Genomic DNA, 14,996 nt, shown 5'->3' with positions numbered 1-14,996 from the left:
ACGCCCCTGGTCCCCGACGTCGCCGCTTCGGGAAGGCCTCCCGGGAGGATCGTTCCGGTGCACGATCCCCGCAGGCGCCGCGCCTCGACCCCGCAACGGACCGCTCCGGATGCGCTCCCCTCCCGGGTCGAGAGTGAGGACCACGGTGCACAAAATAGGAATATTGTCAAGTTCCACTGAAGCGTCTGCGCCGTCATCCCCGGCGCGCCGCAGGCGCGGGAAGGGGATCCAGGGGCGCGCGCCCGGGGGCGAGCCAAAACGAAAACGGGCGGCCCTGAGGCCGCCCGCTCGAAATGCCTGGCGCTGGGCAGCTGCTTACGCAGCCGCCTCGACGTCCACGACCTCGGACTTCATGGTCGGGCCGGAGTCCTGGCCGCGCGCGTCGACGTCGCGGTCCACGAACTCGATCACCGCCATCGGGGCGTTGTCGCCGAAGCGGAAGCCCGCCTTCATGATGCGGGTGTAGCCGCCCGGACGCTCCTTGTAGCGTGGGCCCAGCACGTCGAAGAGCTTCTTGACGAGCTGCACGTCCTTGATCTGCGCGATCGCCTGGCGGCGGGCGTGCAGGTCGCCGCGCTTCCCGAGCGTGACCAGCTTCTCGATAACCGGACGCAGGTCCTTGGCCTTCGGCAGCGTGGTGACGATCTGCTCGTGCTTGATCAGGTTCTGGCACATGTTGGCGAACATCGCCTTGCGGTGCTCGGCCGAGCGGTTGAACCGGCGGCCCCGGAATCCATGGCGCATGGGATCTCTCCTCGATGGTTCGGCCGCCGTGCCACGGGTCGGCCGTCTTCATTGTGGGTCAGGCGGCGGTCAGGCCGCCGCCCGCCCGGTGCAGTGGCTCAGTAGTGCTCCTCGAAGCGCTTGGCCAGCTCTTCGATGTTCTCCGGCGGCCAGCCGGCGATTTCCATGCCGAGATGCAAGCCCATGCCCGCGAGCACTTCCTTGATCTCGTTGAGCGACTTGCGGCCGAAGTTCGGGGTGCGGAGCATCTCCGCCTCCGTCTTCTGAATGAGGTCGCCGATATAGACGATGTTGTCGTTCTTCAGGCAGTTCGCCGAGCGGACCGACAGCTCCAGCTCGTCCACCTTCTTGAGCAGCGCCGGGTTGAAGGCGAGTTCCGGCATCGCCGTCTTCTCTTCCTCGCGCCGCGGCTCTTCGAAGTTGACGAAGACCTCGAGCTGGTCCTGCAGGATGCGGGCGGCGTAGGCCACCGCGTCCTCAGGCGACACGCCGCCATTGGTCTCGACCGTCATGATCAGCTTGTCATAATCGAGGATCTGCCCCTCGCGGGTGTTCTCGACGCGATAGCTGACCTTCTTGACGGGCGAATAGAGGCTGTCCACCGGAATCAGTCCGATGGGGGCGTCCTCCGGACGGTTGCGATCGGCCGGGACGTAGCCCTTGCCCATCTTCACCGTGAACTCCATGCGGATCTCGGCGCCCTCGTCCAGGGTGCAGATCACCAGGTCGGGGTTCAGGATCTGGCAGTCGCCGGGCGTCTGAATGTCGCCGGCCTTGACCTGGCCGGGGCCCTGCTTGCGCAGCGTCAGGCGCTTCACGCCCTCGGCCTGCATCTTGATCGAGATCGCCTTGATGTTCAGGACGATGTCGGTGACGTCCTCGCGCACGCCCGGGATGGACGAGAACTCGTGCAGCACGCCGTCGATGTGGACGGAGGTGATGGCCGCGCCCTGCAGCGAGCTGAGGAGCACGCGGCGCAGCGCGTTGCCGAGCGTAACGCCGAAGCCGCGCTCGAGCGGCTCGGCCACGAGCGTCGCGACCCGCTTGCCGTCGTCGCCCGGCGTCACGTCGAGCTTCGTCGGCTTGATCAGGTCTTGCCAGTTCTTCTGGATCATGGGTCCCTCATGAAAGAGCGCGGGGCATATCGGTCCGTCGACCCTGGCCCCGCGTTCACGATGGCTTCGAAAAACGCGCCCCCGGCCCGTCGGCCGCAGACGCGCAGAACGTAAGAAGCGTCACACGCGACGACGCTTGCGCGGGCGGCAACCGTTGTGCGGTATCGGCGTCACGTCGCGGATGGAGGTCACCGTGAAGCCGGCGGCCTGCAGGGCGCGCAGCGCGGACTCGCGGCCGGAGCCGGGGCCCGTCACCTCGACCTCGAGGGTGCGCATGCCGTGCTCGGCGGCCTTGCGGCCAGCGTCCTCGGCCGCGACCTGGGCGGCGTACGGGGTCGACTTGCGCGAGCCCTTGAAGCCCATCATGCCGGCCGAAGACCAGGCGATGGTGTTGCCCTGCGCGTCGGTGATCGTGATCATCGTGTTGTTGAACGAGGCGTTCACGTGGGCGACGCCCGACACGATGTTCTTGCGTTCGCGGCGGCGAACGCGAGCGGCTTCCTTGGCCATGTCATAATCCTTCTGTCACGCCCGTCCTACCAGGCGCTCGGGATGGAGGTGGTCGGGAGGACGCAAGCGCCCTCCCCTGCGAAACCCCGGATAACCGGGAAAGCCCGCCGGCGGACCGGCGGGCGCTGGATCCCCTGATGGCCCTCGGGCCGCCGGGGAAGACCTGTCGCGCTGCGCGCGTCAGATCACTTCTTCTTGCCGGCGATCGGCTTGGCCTTGCCCTTGCGGGTGCGGGCGTTGGTGTGCGTGCGCTGGCCGCGGACCGGCAGGTTGCGGCGGTGACGCAGGCCGCGGTAGCTGCCCAGGTCCATCAGGCGCTTGATGTTCATCGCGACTTCACGACGGAGGTCGCCCTCGACCGTGTAGTCGCGGTCGATCATCTCGCGGATCTGAAGCACTTCCTGGTCGGTGAGCTGCGCCACGCGGCGCTCGGCCGGGATGTTGAGGGCGGTGGTGATCTCTTCCGCCTTCTTCGAGCCGATGCCGTGGATGTACTGGAGGGCGATCACGACGCGCTTGTTGGTCGGGATGTTGACGCCTGCGATACGAGCCATGCTGGCCGTCTCCATGTGATCGGGCTTGTCGCCCGAGCCGGGCTGTCCCGGCGGTTGCAAGTCCCGCGCGTCCGGTGGAGGCCGGCCCCTGCGCGGTTGGCTTCACGACGAACGAGACCCCCGCCGCCCCGCCTGCGAGGCTTCGGGAGTCCCAACCGTGAAACCGGATGCCGGGTCGTTAGGGCATCCGGCCCGTAGTGTCAAGCGACACAAGGAAAAGGCCCGCGGCGCAGCCGGCGGGCCTCAGACGTCGCATGGCGAAAGAGACCAGTTCAGCCCCCGATCGCCGCCTTCATGGCCTCCGTGACGGCGTCGATGGGCTGCATGCCGTCGATGCGCTTCAGGCGGTCCGTCTTTTCGTAATAGGGAGAGACCACGGCGGTGTCGCGGTTGTAGGCGGCCAGACGGGTCTTGAAGACCTCAGGGTCGTCGTCCTTGCGCACCGGCTGGCCGGCGGCCTTGGCGTCCTCGGCGCGCTTGACGATGCGGTGCACCAGCGCGTCCTGGTCGACCACGAGCTCGACGACGGCGTCGAGCTTCAGGCCCTTCTGCTGGAGCATCCGGTCCAGGGCCTCGGCCTGCGCGACCGTGCGCGGGAAGCCGTCCAGGATGAAGCCCTTCCTGGCGTCCGCCTCCTCGATGCGGTCGGCCACGATGCCGATCACGATGTCGTCCGACACCAGCCCGCCCGATTCCATCACCGCCTTGGCCTTGAGGCCGATCGGCGTCTCCGCCGCGACCGCCGCGCGGAGCATGTCGCCGGTGGAGAGCTGCGGGATGCCCAGCCGCTCCACCAGACGCACCGCCTGCGTGCCCTTGCCCGCGCCGGGCGGTCCCAACAGAATCAGTCTCAACGACGCCTCCCCCGGAGCTTCGCTTTCTTCACCAGGCCCTCATACTGATGGGCCAGCAGATGGCCGTGGACCTGGGCCACGGTGTCCATCGTCACGCTCACCACGATGAGCAGCGACGTGCCCCCGAAATAGAACGGCAGCGCGAATTGCGAAATCAGCAGTTCGGGCAACATGCAGATGATCACCAGGTAGCCCGCGCCCAGCACCGTGATGCGGGTGAGAACCTTGTCGATGAACTCCGCCGTGCGCTCACCCGGCCGGATGCCCGGGATGAAGCCGCCATGCTTCTTGAGGTTGTCCGCCGTCTCCGTCGGGTTGAACACGATGGCCGTGTAGAAGAACGCGAAGAACACGATCAGGCCCGCATAGGCGAGCATGAACAGCGGCCTGCCGTGGCCCAGATAGGCCGACACCATGGCCAGGAAGCCCGTGCCGCCCTGCTGCGCCGAAAAGCCCGCGATGGTGGTGGGCAGCAGCAGCAGCGACGAGGCGAAGATCGGCGGGATCACGCCGGATGTGTTCAGCTTGAGCGGCAGGAACGAGGTCTGCCCCTCGTAGACCCGGTTGCCGACCTGGCGCTTGGGATAGTTGATCAGAAGCCGGCGCTGAGCCCGCTCCATGAATACGATGAACGCGATCACGGCCGCAGCCATCACGAGCACGCCGAGAATCAGCAGCGTGGACACAGCGCCCTGTCGGCCGAGCTCGAGGGTGCCCGCGATGGCCGAAGGCAGCTCGGCCACGATGCCGGCGAAGATGATCAGCGACGAGCCGTTGCCGATGCCACGCGCGGTGATCTGCTCGCCGAGCCACATCAGGAACATGGTGCCGCCCACCAGCGTGATGGTGGTCGACACCTCGAAGAACAGGCCCGGGTTGGTCACCACATTGCCCGACCCCTGCAGGCCCTTGGCGATGCCGAAGGCCTGGAAAGTGGCCAGCACGACCGTGAGGTAGCGGGTGTACTGGTTGATGACCTTGCGACCGCCCTCGCCTTCCTTCTTCAGGGCCTCGAGGCTCGGCACGATCGAGGTCAGCAGCTGGATGATGATCGACGCCGAGATGTACGGCATGATGTTCAGCGCGAAGATCGCGAGGCGGCCCACGGCGCCGCCCGAGAACATGTTGAACAGCCCCAGCACGCCCTGCTGCTGCTGCTTGAAGATGTCGTTCAGCGCATCGATGTTGATGCCCGGCAGCGGGATGTAGGTCCCCAGCCGGTAGACGAGCAGCGCGCCGAGCGTGAACCAGATGCGTTTCTTGAGCTCGTCGGCCTTGGCCAGGGCTCCGAAATTCAGGTTCGCTGCAAGCTGTTCAGCCGCGGATGCCATACTGCGCTCCGATATCGGAAAGGTGTGGGGGACGCGGGGTCCCCGAAAACGCAACGCCGGGCGATGCGGACATGGTCCGCCGCCCGGCGTTTTCAATCACGAGCTGATCCTAGATAGGATCAGGCCGCCGATTCCGCCACGGCGGCGGCGAGGATCTTCACCGATCCGCCAGCCTTCTCGATGGCGGCCTGGGCCGACTTCGACGCGCCGTAGACCTCGAAGGCCAGCTTCGCGGTGAGCTCGCCCACACCGAGGATCTTCACGCCGTCGCGCGGCTTGGAGACCACGCCAGCGGCGACCAGCGCCTCGACGGTGACCGGCTGCGCCGCGTCCAGCTTCTTGGCGTCCACCGCCTCCTGGATCCGGCCGAGGTTCACCTCGTTCAGGTCCTTGGAGAAGGGGTTCCAGAAGCCGCGCTTCGGCAGGCGACGGTAGAGCGGCATCTGGCCGCCCTCGAAGCCCTTCACGGCGACGCCGGTGCGGGCCTTCTGACCCTTCACGCCGCGCCCGCCGGTCTTGCCCTTGCCCGAGCCGATGCCGCGCCCGACGCGCATGCGGCTCTTCTTGGCGCCCTTGTTATCGGAGATCGTATTGAGCTTCATGGTCCCGCGCTCCTCACTCGACGACGCGCACGAGGTGCTTGACCTTCTCGATCATGCCGCGCACCGAGGGGGTGTCGGTCAGGGTCGAGCGGCGGCGGATCTTGTTCAGCCCGAGGCCAATCAGCGTCGCGCGCTGCTTGCCCTCACGACGGATCGGGGAGCCGATCTGTTCGACCGTCACGGTCTTCTCAGCCATCGATGCCTCCCTTACGCGTCGGCGCCGGCGCCGTCAGAGTCGCCGCGGCGAGCCTGGAGGACGCTGACCTTGAGGCCGCGGCGAGCCGCGACCGAACGCGGCGAATCTTCGCTCTTGAGAGCGTCGAAGGTCGCGCGGACGAGGTTGTACGGGTTGGACGAGCCGAGCGACTTCGACACGACGTCGTGCATGCCGAGGGCCTCGAAGACGGCGCGCATCGGGCCGCCCGCGATGATGCCCGTACCGGCCGGAGCTGCGCGCAGGATCACCTTGCCGGCGCCATGACGGCCGGCGACGTCGTGATGGAGGGTGCGGCCCTCGCGCAGCGGCACGCGGATCAGCGCGCGCTTGGCGGCCTCGGTGGCCTTGCGGATCGCCTCAGGCACCTCGCGGGCCTTGCCGTGGCCGAAGCCGACGCGGCCCTTCTGGTCCCCGACGACGACGAGCGCGGCGAAGCCGAAGCGACGGCCGCCCTTCACCACCTTGGCGACGCGGTTGATGTGGACCAGGCGGTCCACGAACTCGGAATCGCGCTCCTCGCGATCCCGGTCCTTACGTTCACGGGGCTCTCTAGCCATTGTCTCTCTCTCACTTGCGCGGACGCTCCCTCCGGGAGCGCCGCTCGCTCGATGAATGGTCGGACCCTTTACAGGGCCTGACGGCGGAAGGCCACCCTCTTGGGGTGGCCCTCGCATCTTTTCGGACATAGTCCGCCGGCGGGGGAATGTCCCGCGCGCGGCTTAGAAGTCCAGGCCGCCCTCGCGGGCCGCGTCGGCCAGCGCCTTGACGCGGCCGTGGTACATGTAGGCGCCGCGGTCGAACACGACCTTGTCGACGCCCGCAGCCTTGGCGCGCTCGGCGACGAGCTTGCCGACAGCCTCGGCGGCCGCCTTGTCGGCGCCCGTCTTCAGGCTCGCCTTCAGATCCTTCTCGAGCGACGAAGCCGCCGCCACGGTCACGCCCTTCGCATCGTCGATGACCTGGGCGTAGATCTGCTTGGAAGAGCGGAAGACCGACAGGCGCGGACGCCCGTTGGCCACCTTCTTGAGGGAGCGGCGCACCCGCGCCAGACGGCGCTCGGCGGCCTCGATGTTCTTAGCCATGGCCGATCCTTACTTCTTCTTGCCTTCCTTGCGGAAGATGAACTCGCCCGAGTACCGGACGCCCTTGCCCTGGTAGGGCTCCGGACCGCGGAACTCACGGATCTCGGCAGCCGTCTGGCCGACGCGCTGCTTGTCGATGCCGCTGACGACGATCTCCGTCGGCTTGGGCGTCGCGATCGCGATGCCGGCCGGGATCTCATAGTCGATGTCGTGGCTGTAGCCGAGCGACAGCTTCAGGACCTTGCCGGCGACCGCGGCCTTGTAGCCGACGCCGGTGATCTCGAGCTTGCGCTCGTAGCCCTTCGTGACGCCCTCGATGAGGTTGGCGACCTGCGAGCGGGACATGCCCCACATCGCCCGGGCGCGCTTCGTCTCGGTGCGCGGAGCGACCGAGATCGCGCCGTTGTCGAGGGTGACGGCGACGTCGTCGGGCGCCTGGAAGGACAGTTCGCCCTTCGAGCCCTTGACCTTCACCAGGTTGCCGTCCAGCGTGGCCGTAACGCCGGCCGGCACCGCAACGGGCTTCTTTCCAATACGAGACATTGTGGTCTCCCCGTGACTGCGTTGCGCCTGTTGCCGATCAGAAGACCGTGCAGAGCACTTCGCCGCCGACGTTCTTCTCCCTGGCCTCATGGTCGGCCATGACGCCCTGGGGCGTGGAGATGATCGTGATGCCGAGGCCGTTGGCCACGCGCGGCATCGAGTCGACGGCGGAGTACACGCGGCGGCCGGGCTTCGACACGCGAGCGATTTCGCGGATCACCGGGGCGCCCTCGAAGTACTTCAGCTCGATCTCGAACTCCGTGCGGCCGTTGCCGTACTCGGTCGTCGAATAGCCGCGGATGTAGCCCTCGGACTGCAGCACGTCCAGAACGCGGGCGCGCAGCTTGGAGCCGGGAGTCGTCACGCTGTTCTTGCGACGCAGCTGGGCGTTGCGGATGCGGGTGAGCATATCACCGACGGGATCATTGATCGCCATTGTCGATCCTCCTCACCAGCTCGACTTCGTCAGGCCCGGGATGAGGCCCTGCGAGCCGAGCTCGCGGAGCGCCACACGGGACATCTTCAACTTGCGGTAGTAGGCGCGCGGCCGGCCCGTCACTTCGCAGCGGTTGCGAATGCGCGTCGGGTTGGCGTTGCGGGGCAGCTCGGCGAGCTTGAGGCGCGCGGTGAAGCGCTCCTCCATGGACTTCGACTCGTCGTTGGCGACCTCGAGAAGACGCTCGCGCTTGCCCGCGTACTGCTGGACCAGCTTCATGCGGCGCTTGTTCTTCTCGACAGAGCTCTTCTTGGCCATGTGTGTCTCCTGGTTTCCGCGTTTAAGAGCGAGCTCTTACTGCCGGAACGGGAAGTTGAAGGCGCGCAGCAGGGCGCGAGCCTCGTCGTCGGTCTTGGCGGTGGTGCAGACGATGATGTCCATGCCCCACACGGCCTCGGCCTTGTCGTAGTTGATCTCCGGGAAGATGATGTGCTCCTTGATGCCCATCGCGTAGTTGCCCCGGCCGTCGAACGACTTGGGGTTCAGGCCCCGGAAGTCGCGGACGCGCGGGAGCGCGATGTTCACCAGGCGGTCAAGGAACTCGTACATCCGCACCTTGCGGAGCGTCACCTTGGCGCCGATCGGCATGTTCTCGCGCACCTTGAAGGTCGCGATCGCCTTGCGGGCGCGGGTGATCACCGGCTTCTGGCCGGCGATGAGCGCCAGGTCGGCCGCGGCAGACTGGGCTTTCTTGGTGTCCTGGGTGGCCTCGCCCACGCCCATGTTCAGCACGACCTTCTCGATGGTCGGCACTTCCATGGCGTTCTTGTAGCCGAACTCTTCGATGAGCTTCGGCCGCACCACCTCGTTGTAGATCTTGCGCAGACGGGGCTCGTCGCCCGCAACAGTCACGTTAGCCATCGATCAGATCCCCCGAACGCTTGGCGAAACGCACCTTGCGTCCGTCCTCCAGCACCTTGAAACCAACCCGGGTCGGCTTGCCGTCCTTCGGGTCCGCGATCGCCAGGTTGGACAGGTGGATCGCAGCCTCTTTCGAGATGATCCCGCCTTCCTGGTTGGCGGTCTGGCGCTGGTGCTTCTTGACCAGGTTGACGCCGCGCACGATGGCCCGGGTCTCCTTCGGCATGACCTGCACGACCTCGCCGGTCTTGCCCGCGTCACGGCCGGTGATGACGACGACCTTGTCGCCCTTCTTGATCTTCGCGGCCATCACAACACCTCGGGCGCGAGCGAAATGATCTTCATGTGGTTCTTGGCGCGCAGCTCGCGGGGCACCGGTCCGAAGATGCGGGTGCCGATCGGCTCCTTCTGATTGTTGATCAGAACCGCAGCGTTGCGGTCGAAGCGGATCACCGAGCCGTCGGGACGGCGGATGTCCTTGGCCGTGCGCACGACGATCGCCTTCATGACGTCGCCCTTCTTCACGCGGCCGCGCGGAATCGCCTCTTTCACGGAGACGACGATGACGTCACCAACCCCAGCGTACTTGCGCTTGGAGCCGCCGAGGACCTTGATGCACATCACGCGACGCGCGCCGGAGTTGTCGGCGACATCGAGATTCGTCTGCATCTGGATCATGGTCTTGATCCTTTCTGTGTCTCAGACCGGTTTCCGGCGATCTCAGGCTCGCCGGACTTCGCCTGACGGGGATCTGCGTCCCCCGTTTTGTGCGTGCTTCCAGAAGCATTTTTCCGCGCCGATGGGAACCCACCAGCGCGGCGAAATGCCGGGAAATTTGAAAATATTTTTTACGAGGCCGACGCGGTGTCGACCACGACCCAGGTCTTCAGCTTCGACATCGGCTTCGATTCCTCGATCCGAACCTCGTCGCCGACCTTGTACTTATTGGCCTCGTCGTGAGCGTGGTAGTTCTTCGTCCGACGCACCGTCTTCTTGAGAAGCGGGTGCGTGAAGCGACGCTCCACCTTCACGACGACGGTCTTGTCCTGCTTGTCGCTGACGACGACGCCCTGCAGAATGCGCTTCGGCATCGGTCTCTCCTCAGGCCTTGCCAGCTTCGGCGAGCTTGGCGGCCGCCGTGGTCTTGATCCGCGCGATGTCGCGACGGACCTCCTTGATGCGACCCGTGTTCTCCAGCTGGCCGGTGGCCTTCTGGAAACGCAGGTTGAACTGCTCCTTCTTCAGCTTCAGGAGTTCGTCCTGGAGCTGGTCCTTCGACATCGCGTTCAGGTCGGAGAGCCTCTGCTTCTGTTTCATGTCGCCCTCCTTATTCGGCGATGCGCTGGATGAAGCGCGTCTTGATCGGCAGCTTGGCGGCGGCCAGGGTCAGCGCCTCGCGAGCCAGGTCGACGGGCACGCCGTCGATCTCGAACATGATGCGGCCGGGCTTGACGCGGCACGCCCAGTACTCGGGCGCGCCCTTGCCCTTACCCATACGCACTTCGGTCGGCTTCGACGACACCGGCACGTCCGGGAACACGCGGATCCACACACGGCCCGCGCGCTTCATGTGGCGGGTGAGAGCACGACGGGCCGCCTCGATCTGGCGAGCCGTCACGCGCTCGGGCTCCATGGCCTTCAGGCCGAACTGGCCGAAGTCCAGGTTGGTCCCGCCCTTCGCAGCGCCGCTGATGCGGCCCTTGAACTGCTTGCGGAACTTCGTCTTCTTGGGCTGAAGCATTGTTGTGTTTCCTCAACCAGTCCGTCAGGCCGCGTGCTCGCGACGGCCGCCGGACCGCTGACCGCCCTCGTCGGCCATGCGCTTGTCCTGAGCCATCGGGTCGTGCTCCAGGATCTCGCCCTTGAAGATCCACACCTTGATGCCGCAGGTGCCATAGGTGGTGAACGCCGTCGCCACCCCGTAGTCAACGTCCGCTCGCAGCGTGTGGAGCGGAACGCGCCCCTCGCGGTACCACTCCTGGCGCGCGATTTCGGCGCCGCCAAGGCGACCCGAGCAGTTGATGCGGATGCCCTCCGCGCCCAGGCGCATCGCCGACTGAACGGCGCGCTTCATGGCGCGGCGGAACGCCACGCGGCGCTCGAGCTGCTGGGCGATCGAGTCCGCCACCAGGGTGGCGTCGATCTCGGGCTTGCGCACCTCGACGATGTTGATGACGACCTCGGAGTTCGTCATCTTCGCCACGGACTTGCGCATCTTCTCGATGTCGGCGCCCTTCTTGCCGATCACGACGCCCGGACGAGCCGAGTAGATCGTGACGCGGCACTTCTTGTGCGGGCGCTCGATGACGATCTTCGAGATGGCGGCCTGCTTCAGCGACTTCATCAGCGCCTTGCGGATCGCGATGTCCTCATGGAGCAGCTTGCCGTACTCGCCCTTGTTGGCGACCCAGCGGCTGTCCCAGGTGCGGTTGACGCCGAGGCGCAGGCCGATCGGATTGACCTTCTGACCCATCGTTCTCTCCTCAGGCCTGGGCTTCGACTTCGCGCACGATGATCGTCAGGTTCGAGAAGGGCTTCTCGACCCGACCGGCGCGGCCGCGGGCGCGGGCGTGGAAGCGCTTCATGACGAGCGCCTTGCCCACGAACGCCTGGGAGACGACGAGATCGTCGACGTCCAGGTCGTGGTTGTTCTCGGCGTTCGCGATGGCGCTCTCCAGGCACTTCCGGACGTCCTTGGCGATGCGCTTCCTCGAGAACTCGAGATCGGCGAGCGCCGTGGCGACCTTCTTGCCCCGGATCAGACCGGCGACCAGGTTCAGTTTCTGCGGCGACACCCGGAGCATGCGGGCGACGGCCTTCGCTTCATTGTCCGGAAGCGCGCGGGGAGTTGCAGGCTTGCCCATGGCTTACCGCCTCTTGGCTTTCTTGTCCGCCGCATGCCCGTAGAACGTACGGGTCGGGGCGAACTCGCCGAACTTGTGGCCGACCATCTCCTCGGACACGGCGACCGGGATATGCTTCTGGCCGTTGTAGACGCCGAAGGTGAGGCCGACGAACTGCGGCAGGATCGTGGAGCGGCGGCTCCAGATCTTGATCACCTCGGAACGGGTCGAAGCCCGCGCGGCGTCCGCCTTCTTCAGGAGGTAACCGTCGACGAACGGGCCCTTCCAAACGGAACGAGTCATCGTGGACCCCCTTACTTCTTCTTACGGGCGTGACGGGACGACACGATCATGTTGTCCGTCCGCTTGTTCGAGCGAGTCTTCTTGCCCTTGGTCGGCTTGCCCCACGGGGTGACCGGATGACGGCCGCCCGAGGTGCGGCCTTCGCCGCCGCCGTGCGGGTGGTCGATCGGGTTCATGGTCACGCCGCGGTTATGCGGACGACGGCCGAGCCAGCGCTGCCGACCGGCCTTGCCGATCGAGGTGTTCATGTGGTCCGGGTTGGACACCGCGCCCACCGTGGCGAAGCAGCCGCCATGGATGAGGCGCTGCTCGCCCGAGTTCAGGCGAACGATGACGTAACCCTGGTCCCGGCCCACGATCTGGGCGTAGGTGCCGGCCGAACGGGCGAGCGCGCCACCCTTGCCGATCTTGGTCTCCACGTTGTGCACGATCGTGCCCACCGGGATGTTCCCGATCGCCATGGCGTTGCCCGGCTTGATGTCGGCCTGCTCCGCCGCCGTCACCTCGGCGCCCACCGCCAGGCGCTGCGGCGCCAGGATGTAGGAGAGCGCGCCGTCGGCGTAGCGGATGAGCGCGATGAAGGCCGTGCGGTTCGGATCGTACTCGATCCGGTCCACCGTGGCCGTCTCGCCCAGGCGCTCGCGACGCTTGAAGTCGACGATGCGGTAGGTCTGCTTGTGGCCGCCGCCGCGGAAACGCACGGTCACCCGGCCGGTGTTGTTGCGGCCGCCGTTCGAGGACTTGCCTTCCGTGAGCGTCTTGACCGGCTTGCCCTTGTAGAGCTCGCTGCGGTCGACGATCACGAGCTGGCGAAGGCTCGGCGTGATCGGCTTGAAGGTCTTGAGCGCCATTGTTCCCTATCCCTCGCTCAAAGCCCGGTGGTGACGTCGATCGACTGGCCTTCGGCCAGGGTCACCACGGCCTTCTTCACGTCCGACTGCTTGCCGACCGTGCCCTTGAAGCGCTTCACCTTGCCCTTGCGGATCAGGGTGTTCACCGCCTCGACCTTCACGTCGAAGAGCTTCTCCACCGCAGCCTTGATCTGCGGCTTGGAGGCGTCCTTGCGAACCTTGAAGACCACCTTGTTCTGCTCGGACTGGTTGGTCGCCTTTTCGGTGATCACCGGGCCGAGGATGATGTCGTAATGACGCGGATCGGTGCTCATTTGAAGCGCGCCTCCAGCGCGTCGACAGCAGCCTTCGTCAGAACGAGCGTATCGCGACGGAGGATGTCGTACACGTTGATGCCCTGGATCGGCAGGACATCGATGTTCGGGATGTTCCGCGCGGCGAGCGCGAAGTTCTGGTTCAGCTCGGCGCCGTCGATGATCAGCGCGTTGCCGAGGCCGAGAGCCGTGAAGCGCTCGCGCAGCGCCTTGGTCTTCGGCTCGGTCGCGGACGCCTGGTCGACCACCACGATCGCGCCATCCTTGGCCTTGGCCGAGAGCGCATGCTTCAGGGCCAGCGCGCGCACCTTCTTCGGCAGGTCGTGCTCGTGCGAGCGGACGACCGGACCGAAGGCGCGACCGCCGCCGCGGAACTGCGGCACGCGGGCCGAGCCGTGACGGGCGTTGCCGGAGCCCTTCTGCTTGTAGAGCTTCTTGCCGGTGCGCCAGATCTCGGCGCGGCCCTTGGTCTTGTGCGTGCCCGCCTGGCGCTTGGCCAGCTGCCACAGCACATAGCGCTGGATCAGGTCCTCGCGCGGCTCGAGACCGAAGATCTCATCCGAGAGCTCGACCGAGCCGGCGGCGCCGCCGTCGAAATTCTTGATGTCGAGCTTCATCACGCGTTCTCCTGACCTTCGGCCGCGGGAGCCGCCGTCTCGGAGCCGTTCGGCAGCCGGAACGCGCCGGGCTTCGGAGCCTCCGCCGGGAGAGCGCGCTTCACCGCGTCCCGCACGAAGATCCAGCCGCCCTTCACGCCGGGGACCGCGCCCTCGACGAGGATCAGACCGCGCTCGACGTCCGTCTGCACGACACGCAGGTTCTGCGTGGTCACGCGCTCGACGCCGAGATGACCGCCCATCTTCTTGTTCTTGAACGTCTTGCCGGGATCCTGGCGGCCGCCGGTCGAACCGAGCGAGCGATGCGAGATCGACACGCCGTGCGAAGCGCGCAGACCGCCGAAGTTCCAGCGCTTCATGCCGCCGGCGAAGCCCTTACCCGTCGTGATGCCCGTCACGTCGACGAACTGCCCAGCGACGAAGTGGTCGGCCGTGATCTCGGCGCCGACGGGGATCATCGTGTCGTTCGACACGCGGAACTCCGCGACCTTGCGCTTCGGCTCCACCTTGGCGATCGCGAAGTTCCCGCGCTCGGCCTTGGAGACGTTCTTGACCTTGGCCAGACCCGCGCCGACCTGCAGCGCGGTGTAGCCGTTCTTGTCTTCCGTCCGGTGACCGACAACCTGGCAGTTGTCGAGTTGAAGGACGGTGACGGGCACATGCTCCCCAGCATCCGTGAAGATGCGGGTCATGCCCATTTTCTTGGCGATGACGCCTGACCGCATGGTGTGGTCCCCGTGTCCCGCGCTGGCCTTAGAGCTTGATCTCGACGTCGACGCCGGCCGCCAGGTCGAGCTTCATCAAAGCGTCGACGGTCTGGGGGGTCGGGTCGAGGATGTCGAGAACGCGCTTGTGGGTGCGGATCTCGAACTGCTCCCGCGACTTCTTGTCGACGTGCGGGGAGCGGTTCACAGTGAATTTTTCGATACGCGTCGGAAGGGGGATCGGTCCCCGCACCTGCGCTCCGGTCCGCTTCGCGGTCGAGACGATCTCGCGCGTCGACGTGTCGAGCACGCGATGGTCGAACGCCTTGAGGCGGATTCGGATGTTCTGGCCGTTCATTGTCGTAAGCCCTCGGGCTGATCCCGTCCGGATGGATGGCGCGTCCGCTTGGCGGACGCGCCCCTTCGTTACGCGATGATGGAGGCCACCACGCCGG

27 protein-coding genes are annotated in these 14,996 nt (G+C 66.3%); all 27 read right to left on the bottom strand.

Features of this window, described 5'->3' with window-relative positions; translation table 11 throughout:
• Window positions 1-315: 315 nt before the first annotated feature.
• Entirely contained in the window at window positions 316-744 is a 429-nt protein-coding gene (gene rplQ / locus SLNSH_RS23410; RefSeq protein WP_106340574.1) for a 50S ribosomal protein L17, read from the bottom strand.
• A 98-nt stretch (window positions 745-842) separates the two neighbouring features.
• Window positions 843-1,859, bottom strand: coding sequence for a DNA-directed RNA polymerase subunit alpha (locus tag SLNSH_RS23405; protein ID WP_106340572.1), 1,017 nt, complete (start codon window positions 1,857-1,859; stop codon window positions 843-845).
• A 120-nt stretch (window positions 1,860-1,979) separates the two neighbouring features.
• On the bottom strand, window positions 1,980-2,369 hold the full coding sequence (gene rpsK, locus SLNSH_RS23400; RefSeq protein ID WP_106340570.1) for a 30S ribosomal protein S11: 390 nt from the start codon (window positions 2,367-2,369) through the stop codon (window positions 1,980-1,982).
• A gap of 185 nt (window positions 2,370-2,554) precedes the next feature.
• A complete protein-coding gene (rpsM, locus tag SLNSH_RS23395; protein ID WP_106340576.1) occupies window positions 2,555-2,923 on the bottom strand; it encodes a 30S ribosomal protein S13 in 369 nt (122 codons plus the stop codon).
• A gap of 272 nt (window positions 2,924-3,195) precedes the next feature.
• Window positions 3,196-3,777, bottom strand: a complete 582-nt coding sequence (locus SLNSH_RS23390) for an adenylate kinase (RefSeq protein WP_106340568.1) — start codon at window positions 3,775-3,777, stop codon at window positions 3,196-3,198.
• Window positions 3,774-5,108 carry a preprotein translocase subunit SecY gene (gene secY / locus SLNSH_RS23385; protein ID WP_106340566.1) on the bottom strand — a complete coding sequence of 445 codons (1,335 nt, stop codon included), beginning with the start codon at window positions 5,106-5,108 and terminating at the stop codon, window positions 3,774-3,776. Before secY ends, SLNSH_RS23390 begins: the two co-directional genes overlap by 4 nt.
• 119 nt (window positions 5,109-5,227) lie before the next feature.
• Window positions 5,228-5,710: a 50S ribosomal protein L15 gene (gene rplO, locus SLNSH_RS23380; protein ID WP_106340564.1), complete on the bottom strand. Its 483-nt coding sequence runs from the start codon at window positions 5,708-5,710 to the stop codon at window positions 5,228-5,230.
• A gap of 13 nt (window positions 5,711-5,723) precedes the next feature.
• A complete protein-coding gene (gene rpmD, locus SLNSH_RS23375) occupies window positions 5,724-5,906 on the bottom strand; it encodes a 50S ribosomal protein L30 (protein ID WP_106340562.1) in 183 nt (60 codons plus the stop codon).
• A gap of 11 nt (window positions 5,907-5,917) precedes the next feature.
• Window positions 5,918-6,484, bottom strand: a complete 567-nt coding sequence (rpsE, locus tag SLNSH_RS23370) for a 30S ribosomal protein S5 (protein WP_106340560.1) — start codon at window positions 6,482-6,484, stop codon at window positions 5,918-5,920.
• A 162-nt stretch (window positions 6,485-6,646) separates the two neighbouring features.
• Window positions 6,647-7,009, bottom strand: a complete 363-nt coding sequence (gene rplR / locus SLNSH_RS23365; protein ID WP_106340558.1) for a 50S ribosomal protein L18 — start codon at window positions 7,007-7,009, stop codon at window positions 6,647-6,649.
• Between the two features lie 9 nt (window positions 7,010-7,018).
• The gene (rplF, locus tag SLNSH_RS23360; RefSeq protein WP_106340556.1) at window positions 7,019-7,552 is read right to left on the bottom strand and encodes a 50S ribosomal protein L6; all 534 of its coding nucleotides are present in this window, start codon (window positions 7,550-7,552) and stop codon (window positions 7,019-7,021) included.
• 37 nt (window positions 7,553-7,589) lie between these two features.
• Window positions 7,590-7,988, bottom strand: a complete 399-nt coding sequence (gene rpsH, locus SLNSH_RS23355) for a 30S ribosomal protein S8 (protein WP_106340554.1) — start codon at window positions 7,986-7,988, stop codon at window positions 7,590-7,592.
• A 12-nt stretch (window positions 7,989-8,000) separates the two neighbouring features.
• The gene (gene rpsN, locus SLNSH_RS23350) at window positions 8,001-8,306 is read right to left on the bottom strand and encodes a 30S ribosomal protein S14 (protein WP_106340552.1); all 306 of its coding nucleotides are present in this window, start codon (window positions 8,304-8,306) and stop codon (window positions 8,001-8,003) included.
• Between the two features lie 36 nt (window positions 8,307-8,342).
• Complete coding sequence (gene rplE / locus SLNSH_RS23345) at window positions 8,343-8,909, bottom strand: 50S ribosomal protein L5 (protein WP_106340550.1); 567 nt, start codon at window positions 8,907-8,909, stop codon at window positions 8,343-8,345.
• Entirely contained in the window at window positions 8,902-9,219 is a 318-nt protein-coding gene (rplX, locus tag SLNSH_RS23340) for a 50S ribosomal protein L24 (RefSeq protein WP_106340548.1), read from the bottom strand. Before rplX ends, rplE begins: the two co-directional genes overlap by 8 nt.
• Window positions 9,219-9,587: a 50S ribosomal protein L14 gene (gene rplN, locus SLNSH_RS23335; protein ID WP_106340546.1), complete on the bottom strand. Its 369-nt coding sequence runs from the start codon at window positions 9,585-9,587 to the stop codon at window positions 9,219-9,221. Before rplN ends, rplX begins: the two co-directional genes overlap by 1 nt.
• A gap of 170 nt (window positions 9,588-9,757) precedes the next feature.
• The gene (rpsQ, locus tag SLNSH_RS23330) at window positions 9,758-10,000 is read right to left on the bottom strand and encodes a 30S ribosomal protein S17 (RefSeq protein ID WP_106340544.1); all 243 of its coding nucleotides are present in this window, start codon (window positions 9,998-10,000) and stop codon (window positions 9,758-9,760) included.
• A gap of 10 nt (window positions 10,001-10,010) precedes the next feature.
• The gene (gene rpmC, locus SLNSH_RS23325) at window positions 10,011-10,226 is read right to left on the bottom strand and encodes a 50S ribosomal protein L29 (protein WP_106340542.1); all 216 of its coding nucleotides are present in this window, start codon (window positions 10,224-10,226) and stop codon (window positions 10,011-10,013) included.
• Between the two features lie 10 nt (window positions 10,227-10,236).
• The gene (rplP, locus tag SLNSH_RS23320) at window positions 10,237-10,650 is read right to left on the bottom strand and encodes a 50S ribosomal protein L16 (RefSeq protein WP_106340539.1); all 414 of its coding nucleotides are present in this window, start codon (window positions 10,648-10,650) and stop codon (window positions 10,237-10,239) included.
• 24 nt (window positions 10,651-10,674) lie between these two features.
• A complete protein-coding gene (gene rpsC, locus SLNSH_RS23315) occupies window positions 10,675-11,382 on the bottom strand; it encodes a 30S ribosomal protein S3 (RefSeq protein WP_106340537.1) in 708 nt (235 codons plus the stop codon).
• Window positions 11,383-11,392: 10 nt separating this feature from the next.
• On the bottom strand, window positions 11,393-11,773 hold the full coding sequence (gene rplV, locus SLNSH_RS23310; RefSeq protein WP_106340535.1) for a 50S ribosomal protein L22: 381 nt from the start codon (window positions 11,771-11,773) through the stop codon (window positions 11,393-11,395).
• A 3-nt stretch (window positions 11,774-11,776) separates the two neighbouring features.
• Window positions 11,777-12,055, bottom strand: a complete 279-nt coding sequence (gene rpsS / locus SLNSH_RS23305; RefSeq protein WP_106340533.1) for a 30S ribosomal protein S19 — start codon at window positions 12,053-12,055, stop codon at window positions 11,777-11,779.
• A gap of 11 nt (window positions 12,056-12,066) precedes the next feature.
• A complete protein-coding gene (gene rplB / locus SLNSH_RS23300; protein ID WP_106340531.1) occupies window positions 12,067-12,906 on the bottom strand; it encodes a 50S ribosomal protein L2 in 840 nt (279 codons plus the stop codon).
• A gap of 17 nt (window positions 12,907-12,923) precedes the next feature.
• Window positions 12,924-13,220 carry a 50S ribosomal protein L23 gene (locus SLNSH_RS23295; RefSeq protein ID WP_106340528.1) on the bottom strand — a complete coding sequence of 99 codons (297 nt, stop codon included), beginning with the start codon at window positions 13,218-13,220 and terminating at the stop codon, window positions 12,924-12,926.
• On the bottom strand, window positions 13,217-13,837 hold the full coding sequence (rplD, locus tag SLNSH_RS23290; protein ID WP_106340526.1) for a 50S ribosomal protein L4: 621 nt from the start codon (window positions 13,835-13,837) through the stop codon (window positions 13,217-13,219). The genes SLNSH_RS23295 and rplD overlap by 4 nt, the downstream gene beginning before the upstream one ends.
• The gene (rplC, locus tag SLNSH_RS23285; protein ID WP_106340524.1) at window positions 13,837-14,562 is read right to left on the bottom strand and encodes a 50S ribosomal protein L3; all 726 of its coding nucleotides are present in this window, start codon (window positions 14,560-14,562) and stop codon (window positions 13,837-13,839) included. The genes rplD and rplC overlap by 1 nt, the downstream gene beginning before the upstream one ends.
• 28 nt (window positions 14,563-14,590) lie before the next feature.
• Complete coding sequence (gene rpsJ / locus SLNSH_RS23280; RefSeq protein WP_106340522.1) at window positions 14,591-14,899, bottom strand: 30S ribosomal protein S10; 309 nt, start codon at window positions 14,897-14,899, stop codon at window positions 14,591-14,593.
• Window positions 14,900-14,996 lie beyond the last annotated feature (97 nt).

It is taken from the genome of Alsobacter soli, assembly GCF_003004785.1.
Classification (GTDB): domain Bacteria; phylum Pseudomonadota; class Alphaproteobacteria; order Rhizobiales; family Beijerinckiaceae; genus Alsobacter; species Alsobacter soli.
Note: the sequence above shows the minus strand (reverse complement) of the source record. Positions and strands in the feature narration are given on the sequence as shown.

Coding starts and splice junctions, on each gene's coding strand:
- rplQ (WP_106340574.1), bottom strand. CDS start 744: ATGCGCCATGGATTCCGGGGCCGCCGGTTCAACCGCTCGGCCGAGCAC.
- SLNSH_RS23405 (WP_106340572.1), bottom strand. CDS start 1,859: ATGATCCAGAAGAACTGGCAAGACCTGATCAAGCCGACGAAGCTCGAC.
- rpsK (WP_106340570.1), bottom strand. CDS start 2,369: ATGGCCAAGGAAGCCGCTCGCGTTCGCCGCCGCGAACGCAAGAACATC.
- rpsM (WP_106340576.1), bottom strand. CDS start 2,923: ATGGCTCGTATCGCAGGCGTCAACATCCCGACCAACAAGCGCGTCGTG.
- secY (WP_106340566.1), bottom strand. CDS start 5,108: ATGGCATCCGCGGCTGAACAGCTTGCAGCGAACCTGAATTTCGGAGCC.
- rplO (WP_106340564.1), bottom strand. CDS start 5,710: ATGAAGCTCAATACGATCTCCGATAACAAGGGCGCCAAGAAGAGCCGC.
- rpmD (WP_106340562.1), bottom strand. CDS start 5,906: ATGGCTGAGAAGACCGTGACGGTCGAACAGATCGGCTCCCCGATCCGT.
- rpsE (WP_106340560.1), bottom strand. CDS start 6,484: ATGGCTAGAGAGCCCCGTGAACGTAAGGACCGGGATCGCGAGGAGCGC.
- rplR (WP_106340558.1), bottom strand. CDS start 7,009: ATGGCTAAGAACATCGAGGCCGCCGAGCGCCGTCTGGCGCGGGTGCGC.
- rplF (WP_106340556.1), bottom strand. CDS start 7,552: ATGTCTCGTATTGGAAAGAAGCCCGTTGCGGTGCCGGCCGGCGTTACG.
- rpsH (WP_106340554.1), bottom strand. CDS start 7,988: ATGGCGATCAATGATCCCGTCGGTGATATGCTCACCCGCATCCGCAAC.
- rpsN (WP_106340552.1), bottom strand. CDS start 8,306: ATGGCCAAGAAGAGCTCTGTCGAGAAGAACAAGCGCCGCATGAAGCTG.
- rplE (WP_106340550.1), bottom strand. CDS start 8,909: ATGGCTAACGTGACTGTTGCGGGCGACGAGCCCCGTCTGCGCAAGATC.
- rplX (WP_106340548.1), bottom strand. CDS start 9,219: ATGGCCGCGAAGATCAAGAAGGGCGACAAGGTCGTCGTCATCACCGGC.
- rplN (WP_106340546.1), bottom strand. CDS start 9,587: ATGATCCAGATGCAGACGAATCTCGATGTCGCCGACAACTCCGGCGCG.
- rpsQ (WP_106340544.1), bottom strand. CDS start 10,000: ATGCCGAAGCGCATTCTGCAGGGCGTCGTCGTCAGCGACAAGCAGGAC.
- rpmC (WP_106340542.1), bottom strand. CDS start 10,226: ATGAAACAGAAGCAGAGGCTCTCCGACCTGAACGCGATGTCGAAGGAC.
- rplP (WP_106340539.1), bottom strand. CDS start 10,650: ATGCTTCAGCCCAAGAAGACGAAGTTCCGCAAGCAGTTCAAGGGCCGC.
- rpsC (WP_106340537.1), bottom strand. CDS start 11,382: ATGGGTCAGAAGGTCAATCCGATCGGCCTGCGCCTCGGCGTCAACCGC.
- rplV (WP_106340535.1), bottom strand. CDS start 11,773: ATGGGCAAGCCTGCAACTCCCCGCGCGCTTCCGGACAATGAAGCGAAG.
- rpsS (WP_106340533.1), bottom strand. CDS start 12,055: ATGACTCGTTCCGTTTGGAAGGGCCCGTTCGTCGACGGTTACCTCCTG.
- rplB (WP_106340531.1), bottom strand. CDS start 12,906: ATGGCGCTCAAGACCTTCAAGCCGATCACGCCGAGCCTTCGCCAGCTC.
- SLNSH_RS23295 (WP_106340528.1), bottom strand. CDS start 13,220: ATGAGCACCGATCCGCGTCATTACGACATCATCCTCGGCCCGGTGATC.
- rplD (WP_106340526.1), bottom strand. CDS start 13,837: ATGAAGCTCGACATCAAGAATTTCGACGGCGGCGCCGCCGGCTCGGTC.
- rplC (WP_106340524.1), bottom strand. CDS start 14,562: ATGCGGTCAGGCGTCATCGCCAAGAAAATGGGCATGACCCGCATCTTC.
- rpsJ (WP_106340522.1), bottom strand. CDS start 14,899: ATGAACGGCCAGAACATCCGAATCCGCCTCAAGGCGTTCGACCATCGC.